The 19076-nt window shown below is 65.0% G+C and carries 18 protein-coding genes; 8 read left to right on the top strand and 10 right to left on the bottom strand.

Features of this window, described 5'->3' with window-relative positions; genetic code table 11:
- The first annotated feature begins 14 nt into the window (after window positions 1-14).
- A complete protein-coding gene (locus AAC014_RS04080) occupies window positions 15-1343 on the top strand; it encodes an MFS transporter (RefSeq protein WP_339704370.1) in 1329 nt (442 codons plus the stop codon).
- Here AAC014_RS04080 and ruvX read toward each other — a convergent pair.
- Window positions 1340-1807, bottom strand: coding sequence for a Holliday junction resolvase RuvX (gene ruvX / locus AAC014_RS04075; RefSeq protein WP_339704367.1), 468 nt, complete (start codon window positions 1805-1807; stop codon window positions 1340-1342). The genes AAC014_RS04080 and ruvX overlap by 4 nt on opposite strands.
- Window positions 1804-3069 (bottom strand): DUF3089 domain-containing protein, encoded by a 1266-nt coding sequence (locus AAC014_RS04070; protein ID WP_339704364.1) that lies wholly within the window; start codon window positions 3067-3069, stop codon window positions 1804-1806. The genes ruvX and AAC014_RS04070 overlap by 4 nt, the downstream gene beginning before the upstream one ends.
- A 68-nt stretch (window positions 3070-3137) precedes the next feature.
- On the opposite strand from AAC014_RS04070, the gene AAC014_RS04065 reads away from it, so the two are divergent.
- The 6 genes from AAC014_RS04065 (at window position 3138) to gatB (ending at window position 10220) form a co-directional block, all read left to right on the top strand.
- Window positions 3138-4832 (top strand): D-aminoacylase, encoded by a 1695-nt coding sequence (locus tag AAC014_RS04065; RefSeq protein WP_339704361.1) that lies wholly within the window; start codon window positions 3138-3140, stop codon window positions 4830-4832.
- Between the two features lie 19 nt (window positions 4833-4851).
- Window positions 4852-6642 (top strand): DUF4153 domain-containing protein, encoded by a 1791-nt coding sequence (locus tag AAC014_RS04060; RefSeq protein WP_339704358.1) that lies wholly within the window; start codon window positions 4852-4854, stop codon window positions 6640-6642.
- A 90-nt stretch (window positions 6643-6732) separates the two neighbouring features.
- Complete coding sequence (gene gatC, locus AAC014_RS04055) at window positions 6733-7020, top strand: Asp-tRNA(Asn)/Glu-tRNA(Gln) amidotransferase subunit GatC (RefSeq protein ID WP_339704355.1); 288 nt, start codon at window positions 6733-6735, stop codon at window positions 7018-7020.
- Entirely contained in the window at window positions 7020-8495 is a 1476-nt protein-coding gene (gene gatA, locus AAC014_RS04050) for an Asp-tRNA(Asn)/Glu-tRNA(Gln) amidotransferase subunit GatA (RefSeq protein WP_339704352.1), read from the top strand. Before gatC ends, gatA begins: the two co-directional genes overlap by 1 nt.
- Before the next feature lies 1 nt (window position 8496).
- Window positions 8497-8736: a hypothetical protein gene (locus AAC014_RS04045; RefSeq protein ID WP_126494731.1), complete on the top strand. Its 240-nt coding sequence runs from the start codon at window positions 8497-8499 to the stop codon at window positions 8734-8736.
- A complete protein-coding gene (gatB, locus tag AAC014_RS04040) occupies window positions 8733-10220 on the top strand; it encodes an Asp-tRNA(Asn)/Glu-tRNA(Gln) amidotransferase subunit GatB (RefSeq protein ID WP_339704348.1) in 1488 nt (495 codons plus the stop codon). The genes AAC014_RS04045 and gatB overlap by 4 nt, the downstream gene beginning before the upstream one ends.
- Window positions 10221-10267: 47 nt before the next feature.
- Here the strand turns inward: gatB and AAC014_RS04035 are convergent, their stop codons facing one another.
- The 8 genes from AAC014_RS04035 to mutY form a co-directional block, all read right to left on the bottom strand.
- The gene (locus AAC014_RS04035; RefSeq protein ID WP_339704345.1) at window positions 10268-10978 is read right to left on the bottom strand and encodes a hypothetical protein; all 711 of its coding nucleotides are present in this window, start codon (window positions 10976-10978) and stop codon (window positions 10268-10270) included.
- Window positions 10959-11639, bottom strand: a complete 681-nt coding sequence (locus AAC014_RS04030) for a hypothetical protein (RefSeq protein ID WP_339704342.1) — start codon at window positions 11637-11639, stop codon at window positions 10959-10961. The genes AAC014_RS04035 and AAC014_RS04030 overlap by 20 nt, the downstream gene beginning before the upstream one ends.
- An 84-nt stretch (window positions 11640-11723) precedes the next feature.
- Window positions 11724-12215 carry a YbjN domain-containing protein gene (locus tag AAC014_RS04025; RefSeq protein ID WP_293779099.1) on the bottom strand — a complete coding sequence of 164 codons (492 nt, stop codon included), beginning with the start codon at window positions 12213-12215 and terminating at the stop codon, window positions 11724-11726.
- Window positions 12216-12336: 121 nt separating this feature from the next.
- Window positions 12337-12651 (bottom strand): accessory factor UbiK family protein, encoded by a 315-nt coding sequence (locus tag AAC014_RS04020; protein WP_339704340.1) that lies wholly within the window; start codon window positions 12649-12651, stop codon window positions 12337-12339.
- 27 nt (window positions 12652-12678) lie between these two features.
- Window positions 12679-13179, bottom strand: coding sequence for a TspO/MBR family protein (locus AAC014_RS04015; RefSeq protein WP_339704337.1), 501 nt, complete (start codon window positions 13177-13179; stop codon window positions 12679-12681).
- A 5-nt stretch (window positions 13180-13184) separates the two neighbouring features.
- Window positions 13185-16292, bottom strand: coding sequence for an efflux RND transporter permease subunit (locus AAC014_RS04010; protein ID WP_339704335.1), 3108 nt, complete (start codon window positions 16290-16292; stop codon window positions 13185-13187).
- On the bottom strand, window positions 16289-17377 hold the full coding sequence (locus AAC014_RS04005) for an efflux RND transporter periplasmic adaptor subunit (RefSeq protein ID WP_339704332.1): 1089 nt from the start codon (window positions 17375-17377) through the stop codon (window positions 16289-16291). Before AAC014_RS04005 ends, AAC014_RS04010 begins: the two co-directional genes overlap by 4 nt.
- Window positions 17378-17413: 36 nt before the next feature.
- The gene (gene mutY, locus AAC014_RS04000) at window positions 17414-18466 is read right to left on the bottom strand and encodes an A/G-specific adenine glycosylase (protein ID WP_339704329.1); all 1053 of its coding nucleotides are present in this window, start codon (window positions 18464-18466) and stop codon (window positions 17414-17416) included.
- 65 nt (window positions 18467-18531) lie between these two features.
- On the opposite strand from mutY, the gene AAC014_RS03995 reads away from it, so the two are divergent.
- A complete protein-coding gene (locus AAC014_RS03995) occupies window positions 18532-18987 on the top strand; it encodes a DciA family protein (protein WP_339704326.1) in 456 nt (151 codons plus the stop codon).
- Window positions 18988-19076 lie beyond the last annotated feature (89 nt).

The following is a 19076-nucleotide window of genomic DNA, read 5'->3' as shown; positions in this document are numbered from 1 at the left end:
CCAAGGGGAGCGCCATGAAGCACGAAGAAACCGCCGATCTGCCGTATCTGAAGAAGGTGGTTGCCGCCTCGATGGCCGGAACGGTCGTCGAATGGTACGAATTCTTCCTCTACGGCACCGTCGCGACGCTGGTGTTCGGCAAGCTGTTTTTCCCCGATACCGGCAACGAGCTCGACGGCATCATCGCCGCGTTCGCAACCTACGCGGTGGGCTTCCTCGCGCGGCCGCTCGGCGGGATCGTCTTCGGGCATTTCGGGGACAAGGTCGGGCGCAAGTCGCTGCTGCAGTTCAGCCTGATTCTGATCGGCGTTTCCACCTTCCTGATGGGTTGCCTGCCTTCGTTCCACCAGATCGGTTACTGGGCGCCGCTGCTGCTGGTGACGCTGCGCTTCATCCAGGGCTTCGCGCTCGGCGGCGAATGGGGCGGCGCGGTGCTGCTCGTCACCGAACACAGCCCGAACCACAGCCGTGGCTTCTGGGGCAGCTTTCCGCACGCCGCCGTACCGCTCGGCAACCTTGCCGCGACGGTGGTGCTGCTCGTGCTGTCGGCCACGCTTTCGGAAGAGGCGTTCCTGTCGTGGGGCTGGCGCGTCGGCTTCTGGCTGTCGGTCGTGATCGTCGGCATCGGCTATTACATCCGCACGCAGGTGTCGGATTCGCCGATCTTCAAGGCCGCCAAGGCCGAAATGGAAGAGAAGGCGCACGCCGGCTACGGCCTCAAGGAGGTCTTCCGCCTCTATCCGCGCCGCGTGTTCACGGCGATGGGCCTGCGCTTTGCCGAGAACATCCTTTACTACATGGTGGTGACGTTCTCGATCACGTACCTCTCGCACCGTGGCGGCGACACCACGGGTATCCTGACGCTGCTGTTCTTCGCGCACATCATCCATGCCTTCATCATCCCCGCCGTGGGGCACGCCACCGACCGGTTCGGGCGGCGGCCGCTCTATATCGCTGGCGCGGCGCTGACGATGGTGTGGCCGTTTGCGGCGTTTCCGATGCTGGATACCGGGGCGACGGGGATCGTGCTCGCGGCGATCATCACCGGCATGATGGTCCATTCGCTGATGTACGCCGCGCAGCCCGCGATCATGACCGAGATGTTCCCCACGCGGATGCGCTATTCGGGCGTTTCTCTCGGCTACCAGCTGACCGCGATCGTCGCGGGCTCGTGGGCGCCGCTGATCGGCACGGCGCTGCTGCGCGAATATGAAACGTGGTGGCCGATCGCCGTTTACATCATGTTCGCAGGCGCGGTGAGTTTGATCGCGGCGATCGTGATGCGCGAGACGAAAGGTGTTTCGCTGGTCGCCATCGACCGGGAGGATGCGGCGCGAAGCTAGGCCGTGAGCGCCAGCGCGTCGATGGCGGCTTGCAGGATGTGCGCGGCGGCGAGGGCGTCGACGCGTTCGGCGCGTTTGGCGCGGCTCATGTCCGCAGCGATCATCTCCCGCGTGACGGCGACGGTGGAGAGGCGCTCGTCCCACAGGAGGACGGGGAGGGTGAATTCGGCCTCAAGCGACCGGGCGAAGGCGCGCGTCGCCTGTGCGCGCGGGCCATCGGAGCCGTCCATGTTCACGGGATAACCGAGCACGAAACCGGCGAGCGCGCGGCTCCCGATGAGGCGGCGAAGCTCGGCGAAATCCTGCGTCTGCTTGCGGCGGACGATCGTTTCCGCAGCGGTCGCGAAGCGCCATTCGGCGTCGCAGAACGCGACGCCGATCGTCTTCGTGCCGAGATCGAGCCCGGCGAGAACGCCGCCCGAAGGCAATTGCGCGGCGAACTCCGAGGCTGAATGTGTGCTCACTTCTTCCGCCCGGCGGCCGCGACGGGCGCGGTGAGCGCCGCCTGCGTGCGACGCTCCGCATCCGTACGCAGGTTCGCCCAGAACAGGGGGTAATCGTAAACATGGTAGTTGTTGCCTGGCAGCACGTAGGAACGCAGCTCAGATGGCGGCTTCTCGCCGATGCTGAGATAGCCCTTCTCCATGCATTTTGCGCCGACGACGCCGGGTTCGAGGCGGGCATCGGAATAGGTCTCGTCGAAGGGGATCAGCGTGCCGAGATTGCGCGCCGCGCCGTAGGGATCATCCTCCGCCGCGGCGGCGGTTTCGGCGGTGGTATCTGCCGCCTCGCTTTCGGTGCTTTCGGCTTCGGCGGTTTCGGGCTGCGCCTCCGCCGCGGGGTCTGCGCCTTCTAGCGGCGTTTCCGGCCCTGCCAGCGGATCAGTACAGACGAGGTGCGTGTCCTTGCGCGGCGCACCCGTCAGCCCTGCCGTCGTGTAGAACGGATCGAAGATCGATTCCGGCTGCGCCGGCTCCGCATAGCTCTGGAACGCGATGATGCAGCGGGTCTGCTCCGGCGTCTCGCACGGCTTGAGGCCGAGCGCGGGGAGGTCCGCCTCGATCGAGATCGGCCAGCCGATCAGATAGGCCGCGACGATCCGGTCCGCCACGGGCGTGTCGGCGATCTTCTGCGCGAGCAGCGAGACGAGATGCAGCGATCCCTGGCTGTGACCGGCAAGGATGATTTTCCGGTCGGCCGGAATTTCGCGCAGGAACAGTTCGAACGCCTTTTCGATGTCGCTGTAGGCGACGGCGAACGCCTTCGCCGAATCCGGCTCGCCGAGCGAGAGGAACGCACCGAAGGTTGCCTGGCGATATTTTGGCGCCCAGATTTCTCCAATGCCGTTGAACACGCTCGCCTGGCTTTTCAGGAACACGGTCTGCCGGAAGCGCGGATCGCCGGTGAGCGCGATGGGTGCATTCCAGCGGTCGCCGCGCAAATAGGTTGTCGGATGCACGTAGAACACCGCGACGGCGGGCTTCGGCGCCGGGGTATAGCCCTCGGGCGTCCAGCGCACCATGTCGGCCGGAAGGCCCGGGCGGGTGAGCCACGCATCCGCGCGATCATAGAACGTGGGCGGCGGTTTCGGGCTTTCGGCGAAACTCACATCCGGCACGAATGCCGCGCGCATCAGGTAGGGCGCGAACAGCCGGTACGCGACCGTGCCTACGATCGCGAGGAATATGAGTGCGGCGATGATGGCGAGAAACCGACGTGCGGCCAAGTTGCTGGACTCCTTTGTCCGGGCGCTTAGCATGGTGTCCATGCAACGAGAATACAGGGGTTAACACCATGCGTATCACCAAGGTTCCTTTCGCCATTTGCATCACGCTGCCGCTGGCCGCCTGCGCTGCGGGGGCCTCTACGCCCGCGCTTCACGACCTCGTGATTCGAGGCGGCACCATCTACGACGGCTCGGGCGGTGCGGCGCAGATCGGCGATGTCGCCATCGACGGCGACAAGGTGGTTTCGGTCGGTCCCGCCGCGCGCGGGCGCACCGAGATCGACGCAACAGGCCTCGCCGTGGCGCCGGGCTTCATCAACACGCATAGCTGGGCGACCGAATCGCTGATCGTCGATCCGCGCGGTGTCGCCGACCTCAAGCAGGGCGTAACGCTGGAGGTGATGGGCGAAGGCTGGTCGATGGGGCCGCTGAACGACGAGATGAAGCGCCTGTCGGCAAGCCGCATGGGCGACGTGAAGTACGATATCGAGTGGACGAGCATTGGCGACTATCTCTCGTATCTCGAAAAGCGCGGCATTTCCCCGAACGTCGCGAGCTTCGTGGGCGCGGCGACGGTGCGCATCCATGAACTCGGTGAAGGCGATGTCGACCCGAACCCGCAGCAGCTCGCGCGGATGCAGGGGCTGGTGAAATCCGCGATGAACGAAGGCGCGCTCGGCGTTGGCTCGGCGCTCATCTACGCGCCCGGATCGTTCGCGGAGAAGCCGGAACTCCTCGCGCTCATGCAAGCGGCCGCGCCGTGCGGCGGGCGCTACATCAGCCACATGCGTTCCGAGGGTGACAACATCCTCGAAGCGGTGGACGAACTGATCGACATCTCGCGGCAATCGAAGGCGCCCGCGATCATCTATCACCTGAAATTGGCGGGCAAGGACAACTGGAGCAAGCTCGACACCGTCATCGCGAAGGTGGAGGCCGCACAGAAGGAAGGCCTCGACATCACCTCCACCATGTACACCTACCCGGCGGGCGGCACCGGCCTCGACGCCTCGATGCCGCTGTGGGTGCAGGAAGGCGGGGAGGAGGCCTGGTTCAAGCGACTGCAGGATCCCGCCGTGCGCGCCAAGGTCGCCGCGGAAATGAAGACGCGCGGCGACGGCTGGGAGAACCTTTACTATCAGGCGGGCTCGCCTGAGCGGCTCGTTCTCGTGGGATTCAAGAACGACAAGTTGAAGCCGCTAGCGGGCAAGACGCTCGGCGAAGTGGCGCGGGAACGCGGCAAGAGCCCCGAGGAAACCGCGATGGACCTCGTGGTGGAAGACGGCAGCCGTGTCGGCACCATCTACTTCCTGATGGACGAGAAGAACGTCGCGAAGCAGACGGCGCTGCCGTGGATGAGCTTCGGTTCGGATGCGGAAGCGCCCGCCACGGAAGGCGTTTTCGTGAAATCGCCGACGCACCCGCGCGCCTACGGCAACATCCCGCGTTTCCTCGGCAAATACGTTCGCGATGAGAAGACGACCACCCTCTCGAACGCCGTGCGTCAGCTCACGTCATTCTCGGCCGAGCAGATGGGCATCGAGGGACGCGGACGTCTGGCACCCGGCTACTTCGCCGACGTGGTGGTGTTCGACCCCGCGACGATCGCCGACAAGGCGACCTTCGAGAAGCCGCACCAGTATTCGGTGGGCGTGCGCGACGTGTTCGTGAACGGCGCGCAGGTGCTGAAGGACGGCGAGCCCACGGGCGCGCGACCGGGCCGCTTCGTGAAGGGGCCGGGCACGGGGAAGTGTCCGGCGTAACGCCGGGCTTGGGGGCGTCATGGTCGGTCTGGAGAACAGCCAGCGGCGTCATCTCGTGCTGACGGCGGCTGGGGCGCTGTGCGGGCTCGTTGTGTGGCTGCTGACGCGCGGGAGCGGACCCGTCGGGGATATCCGGACGGCGACGGCGACCGGAGTCTGCATCGCCGGGGCGGCGTTGGCGTTTACGCTTTCGGGAGTTCGACCGCTGTGGTCCACCGGTTTCTCCGCTGGCTGCGGCGCGGTGGCGGCCGGTGTCGTGTACTGGAACCTCGTGGCCGGCCCGCAGGCGGATAGCAGCGGTGGTTATGATCCCGGGTTCGCCTGGCAATATCTGTGTCTTGCGGCCGCGCTCGGTATCGCCCTGCCGGTGTTCCAGACCGTGCGCGATGAGGGCGGCTGGCGCCTGCCCTATGCAGGGCTTCATGCGCGTAGCTGGGAGAATATCGTGGTCGCCATCGGCGCGGGTGGCTTCCAGCTCGCGGTGACGCTGCTGTTCGCGCTCTGGGCCGGCCTTTTCGAGCTGATCGGCGTAGAGTTCTTCGCTGACCTGTTCGAAGAGCCCGCGTTCACCACCGTGGTCGGCGGCGCTAGCATCGCGCTCGGCATCTCGCTGGTGCGCGACTGGCCGAGCGTAATTGCAACGATGCAGAAGGCGTTAATGGCGGTGCTTTCGGTGCTCGCGCCGCTGCTCGCGCTCGTGCTGTTGTTGTTCCTCGCGTTCCTGCCGGTGACGGGCTTGTCGAAGCTGTGGGAGTCGACCCGGCACGCAACGCCGCTGATGCTCGGCGCGGTGCTGTTTGCGCTGCTGCTTGTGAACACGGTCATCAAGGATGCGAACGATCAGCTCTCATCCGCGCGCGTGGTGAGGTTCGGCGCTGTGGGACTCGCGCTCGCGATGCTCCCGCTCGCTATCATCGCCGCGGTTTCGACCGGCATTCGCATCGACGCTTACGGGCTGATGCCGGAGCGCATCTGGGCAATGATCTTCACCGGCTTCGCGATTGCTTACGGGCTTTCCTACCTTTGGCCGCTTGCCCGCCGTTTCGAAGGCTGGGCAGACACGGTGCGCACCGCGAATGTCCGCCTTGCGCTCGCCTTGGGGACGATGTTCCTGCTGCTCGCCACGCCGCTGATCGATTTCCGTGCGATCTCGGCGAAAAATCAGGTGGCGAGATTGCTGAGCGGCAAGGCCGCGCCCAATACCTTCGATTTCGCCGCGCTGAAGTTCGATTTGGGCGCGCCGGGCCGGGACGCCCTGACCGACCTGCGAGGCATGGGGGGCAGCGTGCGCGCTGACGCCATCGCGGCGGAGGTAGCCCGTATCGACAAGACCCGCTCGCGCTGGGATGCCCGCACCGGTAGCGAGGCGAAGGCGGCCGGCGCGCGCGTGCGAGAGGCGCTGTCCCGGATCAGGATATATCCTGCCGGCAAGACGTTGCCCGCGAACCTGGCTGGCTACCTGACCGAAGAGGCTGTCCAGTTCCCGGGCCCGGTCGTGGACTGCGGCGAGGAAAAAGTCCTGCGCTGCGCGGCCGTGGTGGCCGACCTGACGGGTGACGGGCTGGACGATGTGGTTTTCTTCCGCGAGACCTGCCCCAAGGTGAATGGCAGTCCGCGATGCATGAACAGCAGCTATGGCTATCGCCAGACGGCGACGGGGTGGACGGAGGGGCTGCGCGGCGAGGGCGTGTTTTTCTCTAACGCGGATGGATCGCTGCTCGATGCGCTGGCTGAGGGCAACATGACCATGGTGCCCCGCCAAGGCCTGGACCTGCGAGTGAAGGGGAAACGCGTAGGGGGGCTTGACTGAGCGACACGGTTGGTGGGGCGGACAGACGCTTGCCCGCGCACGAAGCCGCGTGCTAACGGCTCGGGCTCAATCAATCCGGGGTGTTTTTGCATGTCCGTTGACGCCGCAACCGTCAAACGCGTCGCGCATCTTGCGCGTATCAAGATCGACGATGACAGGTCCGCCGTGATGGCCGAGGAGCTTTCGAAGATTCTCGGCTGGGTGGAGATGCTGGGCGAGGTGAATACGGACGGCGTGGAGCCGCTCGCGGCCGTGATCCCCAATACGCTGCGCTGGCGCGAGGATGTCGTTACCGATGGCGGCATTCAGGACAAGGTGCTGTCGAACGCGCCGAAGTCCGAATACGGCTTCTTCGCCGTGCCGAAGGTGATTGAATAATGACGGCGCTGACTGACCTGACGCTTGGCCAGATGCGCGACGGACTGCGCGCAAAGGACTTCTCCGCGAAGGACCTTGCCGAGGCGCATGTGAAGGCGGTGGAAGCCGCGCGCGTGCTGAATGCGTTCACGGTGGAAACCCCGGAACTGGCGCTGAAAGCGGCAGAGGCGGCGGATGCAGCGCTCGCGAAGGGCGAGGCGAAGCCGCTGTCGGGTATTCCGCTCGGTATCAAGGACCTGTTCGCGACCGAAGGCGTGCAGAGCGCGGCGGCTTCGAACATCCTGAAGGGCTTCAAGCCGCCCTATGAATCGACCGTGAGCGGCAAGCTCTTCGCGGACGGCGCGGGGATGCTCGGCAAGCTCAACATGGACGAGTTCGCGATGGGTTCGTCGAACGAGACGAGCGCATTCGGCACGGTCATCAATCCGTGGCGCGGCAAAGGCAACGAAAGCCTCGTGCCGGGCGGCAGCTCGGGCGGTTCGTCGGCGGCGGTCGCGGCGCGGCTGGTCGCGGGGGCGACGGGCACCGATACCGGCGGCTCGATCCGTCAGCCGGCGGCGTTCACGGGGATTTCGGGCATCAAGCCGACCTACGGCCGCTGCTCGCGCTGGGGCATCGTGGCGTTCGCAAGCTCGCTCGATCAGGCCGGGCCGATGGCGCGCGACGTGCGCGACTGCGCGATTTTGCTCAAATCCATGTGCGGGTTTGATCCGAAGGATTCGACAAGCCTCGACCTGCCGGTGCCGGACTTCGAGGCGGCGCTGACGGGTGATCTCAAAGGCAAGCGCGTCGGCATTCCGAAGGAATATACGGTCGAGGGCATCCCGACCGAGATCGAGGCGCTGTGGAAGAAGGGCGCGGACATGCTGCGCGACGCGGGCGCGGAGATCGTCGACATCTCGCTGCCGCACACCAAGTACGCGCTGCCGACCTATTACATCATCGCGCCTGCTGAGGCTTCGTCCAACCTCGCGCGCTATGACGGCGTGCGCTACGGCCTGCGCGAAACGCCCGAGGGCGGCAGCCTCATCGACATGTACGAGGCGACGCGCTCGGCGGGGTTCGGCGCCGAGGTGCAGCGGCGCATCCTGATCGGCACCTATGTGCTCTCGGCGGGTTATTACGACGCTTATTATCTGAAGGCGCAGAAGGTGCGCGCGCTCATCCAGCGCGATTTCATGCAGGCGTTCGAACGCTGCGACGTGATCCTCGCGCCCACCGCGCCGAGCGCGGCGTTCGGTATCGGTGCGAACGTCGACGACCCGATCGCCATGTACCTCAATGACGTGTTCTGCGTGCCCGCGAGCCTTGCGGGGCTGCCGGCGATGTCCGTGCCCGGCGGGCTTTCGGATGACGGTCTGCCGCTCGGCCTCCAGATCATCGGGCGTCCGCTCGACGAAGAGGGCGTGCTGAACGCGGGCTATGCGATCGAACAGGCTGCGGGGTTCACCGCACGACCGGAAGCGTGGTGGTAAGATGAGCGACCACAGCTTTCCGTTGGCAATGGCTGCAATCCATATGTCGCTTCATTCTCTCAGAATTTTAGCTCAACGGGGATTGGTCTCTCCTGAAGATGCGGATGAATCGCTGGATGGCGTGTTCGAAACCTTAGAAAATCTCGAACCAGAACGGCTTGTTGTCGTTCAGCGGCACCTCGATCCGCTATTTGCAGAGATTAAGCAGATCGCCAGTGCGAAATGGAAGCCTGCAGAATGACTGATTATCGCATCAAAGGCGAAACCGGCGAATGGGAGGTCGTGATCGGCCTCGAAGTGCACGCGCAGGTCACGTCGAACGCCAAGCTGTTCTCGGGTGCCGCGACCGAGTTTGGGGCGGAGCCGAACACACAGGTGAGCCTTGTCGACGCGGCGATGCCGGGGATGTTGCCGGTGATCAACGGCGAGTGCGTGAAGCAGGCCGTGCGGACCGGCCTTGCGCTCGAAGCGCAGATCAACACGTGGTCGCGGTTCGACCGGAAAAACTATTTCTACGCCGACCTGCCGCAGGGCTACCAGATCAGCCAGTTCCAGCACCCCATCGTGGGCGAGGGCACGGTGCAGATCGAGCTCGGCGAGGGGCGCAGCAAGACGGTGGGGCTGGAGCGCATCCATCTGGAGCAGGACGCGGGCAAGTCGATGCACGACCAGTCGCCGCGCTATTCCTACGTTGACCTAAACCGGTCGGGCGTCGCGCTGATGGAGATCGTCTCGCGTCCCGACATGCGCTCGCCCGAAGAGGCGGGGGCGTATGTGAAGAAGCTGCGCTCGATCCTGCGTTACGTTGGCAGCTGCGACGGCAACATGGAGGAAGGCTCCATGCGCGCGGACGTGAACGTCAGCGTGCGGAAGCCCGGCGACCCGCTCGGCACGCGCTGCGAAGTGAAGAACGTGAACAGCGTTCGCTTCGTACAGGCGGCGATCGAGTATGAGGCGCAGCGGCAGGTGGAGATCATCGAAGGCGGCGGCAGCATCGTGCAGGAAACGCGGCTGTTCGACCCGAGCCGGATGGAAACGCGCGCGCTGCGTTCCAAGGAAGACGCGCACGATTACCGCTATTTCCCGGATCCCGACCTGCCGCCGCTGGTGTTCGACGATGCCTTCGTCGAAGCACTGCGCGCCGAGCTGCCGGAGCTGCCCGATCCGAAGCGCGCGCGCTATGTGCGCGACCTTGGCATCAGCGATTATAACGCGAGCGTGCTGACTGCCGAGAAGGAGGCCGCCGACTGGTTCGAGCGGATGCTGGCGCTGAGTGCGGCGAAACAGGGCAAGCCACTCACCGAAGTCGCGCGCGCCGCCTCCAACTGGGTGATCTCCGACCTGTTCGGCGCGCTGAATGCGCTCGGCAAGGACATCATCGACAGTCCGATCAGCCCCGAACACGCCGCAACGCTGCTCGCGCTGATCGGCGACGGGACGCTTTCAGGGCGGCTCGGCAAGGACGTGTTCCAGATCATGCTGGAAACCGGCGACGATCCAGAGAAGATCGTGGAGGAGCGGGGCCTGAAGCAGGTGTCCGACACCGGTGCGCTCGACGCGGCGATCGCCGAGGTGCTGGCGAAGAACGCCGACAAGGTCGCGCAGTACAAGGCCGGTAAGGAAGCGCTGTTCGGTTTCTTCGTGGGCCAGACGATGAAGGCGACCGGCGGCAAGGCGAACCCGCAGGTGGTAAACGAACTGCTGAAGGCGGCGCTGGCGGGGTGAGGTATGGGTGCGAGGCGTCGGTTTGCCTCGTTGGACGGCGACGCCTCTTAATCCTGCGGTATGGAGGCTGGGCTTTCAGCGGCCACGGGCTGTGTCCCGGGGGCGCTTTCCAGTTCCAGCGCCCCGGATAGACGGGTGGCCTCGGCAAGAAACGCGATTCCGGCCTCGCGACTTACAATCCCGGTGTAGCGCCCCAGATTGCCGCAGAACATGCCTACACGGCCGGTGCGTTCGACCTGAACAGCGATCGGCGCACTCTGTAGAGATCCGTCCTTCGTCCGGAACGCGACATGGCCGGACAGTGAGGTGCGATTCTTGCAGAAGCCCTTGAAATCGCTTTCACCAAGGCACCGGTGAAGGCTCAAGGCCTTGGTCAGATGAACGGTCAGATCGGCGTCGGTTGCATCAGCCTCGGCCAGAACGCCGTCGTCGTCATACGCCGTGACCAGTTTCCGCATCAGGACGCTGATCGGATTATCCACCTTGTAGGCTTCGCAGTAGATGCTGACATTTTTCATGACATGATCGACGCCGGGGGTAACGACGAGTCCGATGTTACGAATGCCACGCGAAGGGTCCGGAGAGAACGGGCCCTCAATGCCCTGATCGTTAGCGGCGGCCTGAATCGCCTGCAGGTCGATACTGTAGTCAATGCTGCGTGCCGAAGCCGGAGCAGCCAGTAAGGCGAGAGCCACTCCGGCAATCAGGGCGCCCGCCGAGCAGGCGTTCATGGCTGTGTCAGTCGGTCGAAGCGACATTGCTCGCCTTCTGCGCTTTCTGCTTTTCCTTGAGCCGCTTCTTCCAGTCCTTCTTCGTGCTGCCGGTCAGGACGCGGGCGCTTTCAAGTGCGAATTCCTCGGCCAGCCTCTCCCGAATGCCGCCGCCGCGAATGAGCATGCCTCCCCATCCCGAATGCGCGTTGAGCACGTGCACATAAAACGAGCCAATGTTCGCGCCCGTTGCGGGATCCACCACATCGATAAGTCCGGCAAGTTCATCGGCGCTGCCGATCAGCATGGCGACTGCGGCGTTGGCGGTGCGGATGGTTTCGATGGTGATCTTCAGATCGACGGCCTTGCCTTTGGACTCGTCGAGGCCCCATTCGCGCGTCACGTCGCGCATCACGAGCGGCAGCATGGCGGAGAACGGCAGGGTATCGTATGTGTCGGCGGCCGGCTGGACATCGGACGGGTTGGCGGGGTCGTAAGGCGTAAGACCCGCTTCAGCGCGTTTGGCCAGCGCCTTTTCCTCGATCTTGTCGAACTTTTCGCGCGCGGAATCGGCAATCGTGACAGTCACGGCGGCAACATAATTGTTGTCCACGATGTCCGCAGGCAGTTCTTCTATGACTTTTCGCTGTTTTGCCTCTGCGGCAGGGGCGGCAATCAAGAACAACGCAAGAAAAATGTAACGAATCATGACGCCCCCTAAGCAATGCTACGGCGCCAGTAATGCAAAGCGGAATTATTTCGGAAAGATAATAATATGGATACCGGAAAGCCGTCAGGCTTCGCCCACTGTGTCGATCAATGCGGCGTCGAGCGCTTCGCGCGGGGTTTTTCCGGCCCAGAGGATGAACTGGAAGACGGGGTAGTAGCGTTCGCACTCGTCGACGGCGGCTTCGACGAGCGTTTCGGCCTGCGCGAGCGAGAGGCCGCTGTCGTCATCCGCGGCATCAAGCATGGAGGCGTGGCGGAAAAGAAGCGTGCCGTCTGCCGACCACATTTCGAAATGGCCGAGCCAGAGCTGCTCGTTGATGAGGCTGAGCACTTCCCACACAGCGGCGCGGCGGTTTTCCGGCACGCGGATGTCGGGCATGGCGATGAACTGGAGGACGCGTTCTTCTTCGCGCCAGAGCGCGCGGAGCTGATAGGTCGTCCAGCTGCCCTCTACTCGGGCGATGAGTTCCTCGTCGCTGGCACGCTCAAAAGACCAGCCGTGCGCGCCGAAATAATGCTCGAGCATGTCGAGCGGCGCTGCCGTGGCTTGGGCCATTTCAAGTTCGAGTTCGGTCAATAGCGGGTCCAGTAGAAGTCATCCGGCACCACATATGGTGCGACGTCAGCCGTCGGCACGCAAGCCGCTGTGCGCCTGTGTTCCGAATTTGCTGTGGATATCAGGCGGTGGGCGCTGATTTTCCGGCCTTCTTCGCTGCGGGCTTGCGCGCCGCGGTTTTCGCGGGCGCGGTTCCCGCTGCAGCTTCAAGCTTTGCGATTCGCGCTTTCAGCTCTTCGTTTTCCGCGCGGGCGTTCGCCGCCATCTGCTTCACGGCCTCGAATTCCTCGCGCTTCACGAGATCGAGGCCGCCCACGAACTCCTCCATACGCGCGCGGAATCCCGCCTCCATTTCTCGGCCCATGCCGGCGAGCGAGCCCATGGCGCCGGTCGCCATGCGCGAGAAATCGTCGAAGAAGCGGTTTTTGGACTGCATGGACGGGGCCTTCGCTGTGTTGTGGGCCTAATATGGCGGCGCGGCGCCCGGATTCAACTGCCAGATGCGGAAGGCGAGCCCGGCGGCGAAGCAGAGCCACGCGAGATAGGGGACGAGCAGCCACGCGGCGATCCGGTCCAGCCGGGCGAAAGCGAACGTCGTGGCGAGCGCGGCGGCGAGGATGACGAGGATGAGCGCGAAGCTGGGGCCAAGCAGGTGCAGCTTGAAGAACAGCGTCGACCATATGAGGTTGAGCACGAGCTGGGCGGCGAACAGCAGGGCCGCGCGCTGCAGGTCCCGCCCCGGTGGACACGCGAGGACGCGGGCGATGGCGACGCCCATCAGCGCGTAGAGAAGCGTCCAGACAACGCCGAACACGAAACCGGGCGGATAGAGCGCAGGCTTTGCGAGGTCCGCGAACCAGGGATTGTCTTCGCCCGACCCCGCCACAACGCCGGACAGCGAACCGAGCAACACCACGCCCGGAACGGTCAGGATGGCGATACGCAAGGCTTTGGGCAGTGCCATGTTTCCTACTCCGCCGGTGCGGGGGCTGCGCCGCGCTCCTCATCCAGCTTCCGCGAAACCGCGAGCGGCGAGCCTGTACCCCGGGCAAGGCGCCGATAGAAGACGGGGATGACGAACAGCGTCAGCAATGTCGCGAGGCTGACGCCCCAGACGATGACGGTGCCGATCGCCTGACGCGAGGCGGCGCCCGCACCGCTCGCCAGCATCAGCGGCACCGCGCCCGCGACGGTCGCGATCGAGGTCATGATGACGGGACGCAGGCGGCGCACGGCGGCGCGGCGGATCGCATCGTCGAATGCGACGCCCTGATCGCGCAGCTGGTTCGCGAACTCGACGATGAGGATGCCGTTCTTCGCGGCAAGCCCGACGAGCATGACGATACCGATCTGGCTGTAGAGATTGAGCGATTGGCCCATGACAACAAGGCCGAGCAGGCCGCCGCCGACCGCGAGCGGCACTGTCAGCACGATGACGCCGGGATGCACCCAGCTTTCGAACTGCGCGGCGAGCACGAGGAAGACGAGCAGGATGGTAACGCCGAGCACGCCCCAGATCGCGCCCCCCGTCTGCTTGAACGCGCGGCTTTCGCCGTCGTAGCCGATCGCCGCGACTTCGGGCAGCGTCGAGGCTTCTGCTTCCAGCCAGTCGAGCGCCTCTCCGAGCGAGTGGCCCGGCGCGACCGTGCCTTCGAGCGTGATGGCGCGGAGCTTGTTGAAATGGCCAAGCTCGCCCGCGTCCGCGAAGCTACGCAGAGACACGAGGTTCGACAAAGGAATGACATCGCCCGTGCGCGAGCGGACATAGACGTTGGAGAGGTCTTGCGGTGTCAGCCGGTCCTTGCCCTCGGCTTGCACAATGACGCGGTATTCCTCGCCGCGATCAATGTAGGTGGTGACGCGGCGCGAGCCCATCATGGTTTCAAGCGTGCGGCCGATCTCGTTGACGGACACGCCAAGGTCGCCCGCGCGCGTCGTGTCGATATCGACAAGGAGCTGCGGCTTCGTTTCCTTGTAATCGGCTTCGAGGTTCTCGATGCCCGGATAGGACGCGGCCGCATCGATGATCGCGTCGCGGGCGCGGGCGAGTTCCTCGAACGTCGCGCCGGCGATGACGAAGCGGATCGGGCGGCCGCCACGGCTGCCGATGGTCTGGCCTCCCGAGGCGAAGCTGCGGACGCCCGGGTAATCCTCCAGCGTCTTTTGGATCATCTGCGCGGTTTCCGCGGTCGTTTCTTCCCGTTCGGACCAGGGCTTCAGGAAAATCACCATGCGGCCGGTGGAGAAATCCTCCGTCGTGCCCCAACTGCCGGGCGCGCGGACCATCAGGCGGCGGATGGGACCTTCGTTCACCATCGGCAGCACGCGCGCCTGCAAGTCCTCCATATAGCGGACCATCTGGTCGTAGCCGGTGCCTTCCGCTGCGGTGACACTCACTTGCAGGTTGCCGGTGTCTTCGGGCGGGGCGAGTTCGGATGGGAGTGTTGTCGCCAGCACAATGCAGCCGACGACCACGGCGGCCGAAACGCCGCCGATCAGCAGCGGCCGTGTGAGCAGCCGGCCGAGCATGCGGTCGTAGGCGGCGGACACGCGATCGAAACGCTGATCGACCCATTTCGTCATGCGGTTCGCGCCGGTTTCCGGCTTCAGCATCTTCGAGCAGAGCATCGGCGTCAGCGTCAGGGCGATGAAGCCCGAGAAGGCGACCGCGCCGATCATCGCGGCCGCGAGTTCGCGAAACAGCAGCCCGGTGTTGCCGGCAAGGAACATGATCGGCACGAACACGGAACAGACAACTGCCGTTGTCGCGACCACGGCGAAGGCGACCTGGCGCGCGCCCTCATACGCGGCGACGAGCGGGGTTTCGCCGTGTTCGATACGGTAATAGATGTTTTCGAGCACAACGATCGCGTCATCGACGACAAGGCCGATCGCAAGCACGAGCGCGAGCAGCGTGAGCAGGTTGATCGAAAGTCCGAGCGCCCAGAGCACGGCGAAGGTCGCGATCAGACAGATCGGCACCGTGACGGCGGGAATCAGCGTGGCGCGCGCCGAGCCCAGAAAAATATAGATCACGAGAATAACGAGAACGGACGCTTCGGCGAGCGTCTTCCACACGTTTTCGATGGCGGCTGAAATGAATACCGAGCTGTCGTTCGAAATGTCGATGCTGAGGCCGGCCGGCAGCATCTTGCGCGTATCGTCTATCCGCGCCCTGACCTCTTCGGCGACGGCCAGCGTGTTTGCGCCGGATTGGCGGACAATGCCAATGCCGACGCCGGGTTTGCCGTTCGATCGGAAGAAGCTGTAAGGATTTTCAGGCCCGATTTCGATGCGCGCGACATCGCCGAGCCGAACCAGATGGCCGTCTGCGCCGCGTGAAATGACGAGATTGTTGAAGTCTTCCACCTTGCTGTAGGCGCGGGCGACGCGAACCGTGAGATTCTGCGATTCCGCCTCCACACGTCCCGCGGGCAATTCGATGTTCTGGGCACGAAGCGCAGTCTCGATGTCACCCGGCGTAAGTTGGTAGGCGGCGAGTTTCGCCCGATCGAGCCATATACGCATCGCGGGGCGCGAGAGGCCGCCAACCATGACGCGCGCGACGCCGTCGATCGACGAGAAGCGGTCGACGAGGATGCGGTCGGCATAGTCGGCGAGCCAGAGCGGGTCGCGCTCCTCGCCGGAGAGGTGCATCCAGAGGATCGGCTGCGAATCGACGTCCACCTTGCGAATCTCCGGCGGAATCACCTCGTCGGGGAGATCGTCTGCAAGGCCGCTGACACGGTCGCGGATGTCGTTCGCCGCATCGTCCACATCGCGCGTCGCGGAGAATTCGATGGAGACGTCGGACACGCCGTCACGCGAACGCGAACGGATCATGTCGATGCCTTCGATGCCGGCGATCCGGTCTTCGATAAGCTGGGTTATGCGCGATTCGACGACGCTGGCAGCCGCACCGGGATACACCACCTCGACCGAGACGATCGGCGGCTCGATGGCCGGATATTCGCGCACCGGCAGCGAGAAGAAGGCGATAACGCCGGCGAGCACGATGATGAGGCTGATAACAGCCGCGAACACCGGGCGTTTAACGGAGACATCAGAGAGGATCACCGAGACTTCCCTGCGCCCGCTGCGGCGCCGGAGAGGGCTCCGGTGGTGGATTTTTCAGGCTCCCCCGGAAACACGGGCCGCACCTCCGCATCGTCGCGCACCTTCACGACGCCGTCGGCAACGATGCGGTCGCCGCGATTGAGGCCGCCGGTAACTTCCACCATGCCGCCTGACCGCATCCCGACCTCGACCGGAACGCGGTTCGCGACGTTCTTCTGATCAAGCCGGAACACGAATTGGCGATCGCCCTGCGCGACAAGCGCAAGTTCGGGAACGGCGAGCGCTTCGCGCGGATTGGTGACGATGGATACGGTGAGCAACATGCCGGGGTGCAGGCGCCGGTCAGGGTTCGGGAGCAGCGCACGAACGGCAACCGAGCGGGTGATGGGGTCGACCTGCGACTCGATACCCTCCACGGTGCCGCGAAACACTTCGCCTGGCCAAGCCTGCGCGCGCGCCTCGATATTTTGGCCGGCCTTGACTGCCGAGATGAAACGCTCGGGCACGGTGAAATCGAGCTTGATCGAGCTGATGTCGTTGATGGTCGCGATCTCGGTGCCCGCCGTAACGACGCTGCCCGGCGAGATGCGGCGCAGGCCGATGACGCCCGCGAAGGGCGCACGGATGATACGGTCACCGATCTGGGCACGGATCGCGCCTGCCTCGGCCCGCGCCTGATCGCGCGCGGCGGTCTGTGCGTCGATGCTGGCATTGGTGGCGAAGCCGCGCTGCTGGAGTTCGCGAAGGCGGGCGAGTTGCTGCTGCGCTTCGCGCGAGCGCGCCTCGGCGCTGGCAAGGTCCGCATTCTGCTCGACCGTGCGCAGCACGGCGATCACGGTGCCGGCCTGTACATAGGCGCCATCGGTGAAACGCAAGGATTCAACACGTTCGGTGACGGTGGAGGTCAGGGTCGTGGATTCGCGCGCAAAGGCCGTGCCGACGGCATCGATGCTGTCGACGAAGCGCATGGGTTCAACAACGCCGCCGACCACGGTCGGCGCGCGGTCTTCACCGCTGCCTTTCTGTCCGCCGCAAGCGGCCAGCGAAAGGGCGAGCGCGAACGCAACGTGCCTTGATATCGACAATTCAAACTCCGATCAGGCGTACGCCGCTCACTACGGCTAAAAATCGCCTATACAGGCCGCAAAGTCCAATGCTTTACGAAACAGCGTCGGCAAATCCCGCGCGGCGGATGCATCCGCTGCTCGCCAATCCCCCGCTGGTTTCGTTATTCCTGACAGATCGCCCGAAAATACGGTCAGATGCAACTCGAAATGCGTGAAAACATGGGTAACGCGCCCGTCGCCACGCGACCAGCGCGCGGGGGCAGGGGCGCCGGGATGCGCGCCGTTGGCCACTGGGGCGTCGGCGATGTCGCTCATCGGTAGCCCGAGCATCCCGCCGAGAAGCCCACGCGGCGGGCGGCGCACCAGCAGGATCTCGCCGCGGTCGCGCAGCACATAGACGTTGGCGTAGCGCACCGGGCGCGGCGCTTTCTGCGCCTTTTTCGGGAGTTGGTCGGCGATGCCGCGCCGCGCGGCGTCGCAGGAGGTTGCAACGGGGCAGACGAGGCAATCGGGAGAGCGGGGACGGCAGACCGTGGCGCCGAGGTCCATCATCGCCTGCGCGAAATCGCCGGCGCGCACTTCGGGCGTGATCGTGTCCGCAAGCGCGCGAAGCGTCGGCTTCGCGCCGGGCAGCGGCTCCTCAACCGCGAACAGCCGCGCGACGACGCGCTCGACGTTGCCGTCCACAACGACCGCCCTTTCGCCGAAGGCGATCGCCGTGATCGCGGCCGCCGTATAAGCGCCGATGCCGGGAAGGCCGAGCAGCGCGTCTTCGGTGGATGGGAAGCTGCCGCCATGATCGTTCGCCACGACGCGCGCGCAGGCGAGGAGATTGCGGGCGCGGGCGTAGTAGCCGAGGCCCGCCCATGCCGCGAGCACGTCTCCGTCTTCGGCGGCGGCGAGCGCTTCCACGCTCGGCCAGCGTGTCGTGAAATGTTCGAAATAGGGGATGACGGCCGCAACGGTCGTCTGCTGGAGCATGATCTCCGAAAGCCACACCCGATAAGGATCAGCCGCATTGGCCCCGGGCGATGCGCGCCACGGCAGGCGTCGGTGCGAGCGGTCGTACCAGGCGAGCAGCGGTGCGGCGATTTCCTTGGCGGGCATGGCGCGCCTATGGCATGGGTTTCACCATGAGGAAACCGGGTGACAGAAGGGGCGGGAGCCGGTCGGTGGCCGAGCTTGTGCCGCTCGTGGGGCGCAAGGCGTTCCGCCGCTTCGGCTTCGTCGACAGTGCGGTCGTTGCGCGCTGGCCGGAGATCGTGGGGCCGGACTATGCGCGCCATTCGACACCCGAATCGCTGAGCTTCCCGCACGGCAAGCGCAGCGGCGGTACGCTCAACCTTTCCGCCACCGGCTCGCACGCGCTGATGATCCAGCATGTGGCGCCGCAGATCATCGAACGGGTGAACCGCTTTTTCGGCTACGATGCTGTCGCGCGCATCGCCATCCGGCAGGGACTTGCCGTGGAGCGCGCACCGGCAGGCGAGGGCGTGCATACCCCCGGCGAGGTGCCGGAAGACGTGGCGGGCAGCCTGAAAGCCATAGCCGACGACGGGCTTCGGCAGAGCCTTGAAGACCTTGCACGGCAGATGAGCGGGACGAAGGGTCTGCCCGTCATTCGATAGCTGCAAATGCGCTGATCGGCTTTGACTTGGGTTGCGGGCCTCGCCATAGTGCCCCACCCGCATCTGTGGCAGGTATTGGGCTTCTTTAA

Origin of the sequence: uncultured Sphingosinicella sp. (genome assembly GCF_963974575.1) — a bacterium.
In the GTDB taxonomy this organism is placed as follows: Bacteria; Pseudomonadota; Alphaproteobacteria; order Sphingomonadales; family Sphingomonadaceae; genus Sphingosinicella.
The sequence above is the reverse complement of the archived record's forward strand: the minus strand, read 5'-3'. Positions and strand labels throughout refer to the sequence as shown.

Bases quoted from the DNA above. Each gene is read 5' to 3' on its own strand.
- AAC014_RS04080 (WP_339704370.1), top strand. From the start codon at position 15: ATGAAGCACGAAGAAACCGCCGATCTGCCGTATCTGAAGAAGGTGGTT.
- AAC014_RS04065 (WP_339704361.1), top strand. From the start codon at position 3,138: ATGCGTATCACCAAGGTTCCTTTCGCCATTTGCATCACGCTGCCGCTG.
- AAC014_RS04060 (WP_339704358.1), top strand. From the start codon at position 4,852: ATGGTCGGTCTGGAGAACAGCCAGCGGCGTCATCTCGTGCTGACGGCG.
- gatC (WP_339704355.1), top strand. From the start codon at position 6,733: ATGTCCGTTGACGCCGCAACCGTCAAACGCGTCGCGCATCTTGCGCGT.
- gatA (WP_339704352.1), top strand. From the start codon at position 7,020: ATGACGGCGCTGACTGACCTGACGCTTGGCCAGATGCGCGACGGACTG.
- AAC014_RS04045 (WP_126494731.1), top strand. From the start codon at position 8,497: ATGAGCGACCACAGCTTTCCGTTGGCAATGGCTGCAATCCATATGTCG.
- gatB (WP_339704348.1), top strand. From the start codon at position 8,733: ATGACTGATTATCGCATCAAAGGCGAAACCGGCGAATGGGAGGTCGTG.
- AAC014_RS04035 (WP_339704345.1), bottom strand. From the start codon at position 10,978: ATGTCGCTTCGACCGACTGACACAGCCATGAACGCCTGCTCGGCGGGC.
- AAC014_RS04030 (WP_339704342.1), bottom strand. From the start codon at position 11,639: ATGATTCGTTACATTTTTCTTGCGTTGTTCTTGATTGCCGCCCCTGCC.
- AAC014_RS04025 (WP_293779099.1), bottom strand. From the start codon at position 12,215: ATGGCCCAAGCCACGGCAGCGCCGCTCGACATGCTCGAGCATTATTTC.
- AAC014_RS04020 (WP_339704340.1), bottom strand. From the start codon at position 12,651: ATGCAGTCCAAAAACCGCTTCTTCGACGATTTCTCGCGCATGGCGACC.
- AAC014_RS04015 (WP_339704337.1), bottom strand. From the start codon at position 13,179: ATGGCACTGCCCAAAGCCTTGCGTATCGCCATCCTGACCGTTCCGGGC.
- mutY (WP_339704329.1), bottom strand. From the start codon at position 18,466: ATGCCCGCCAAGGAAATCGCCGCACCGCTGCTCGCCTGGTACGACCGC.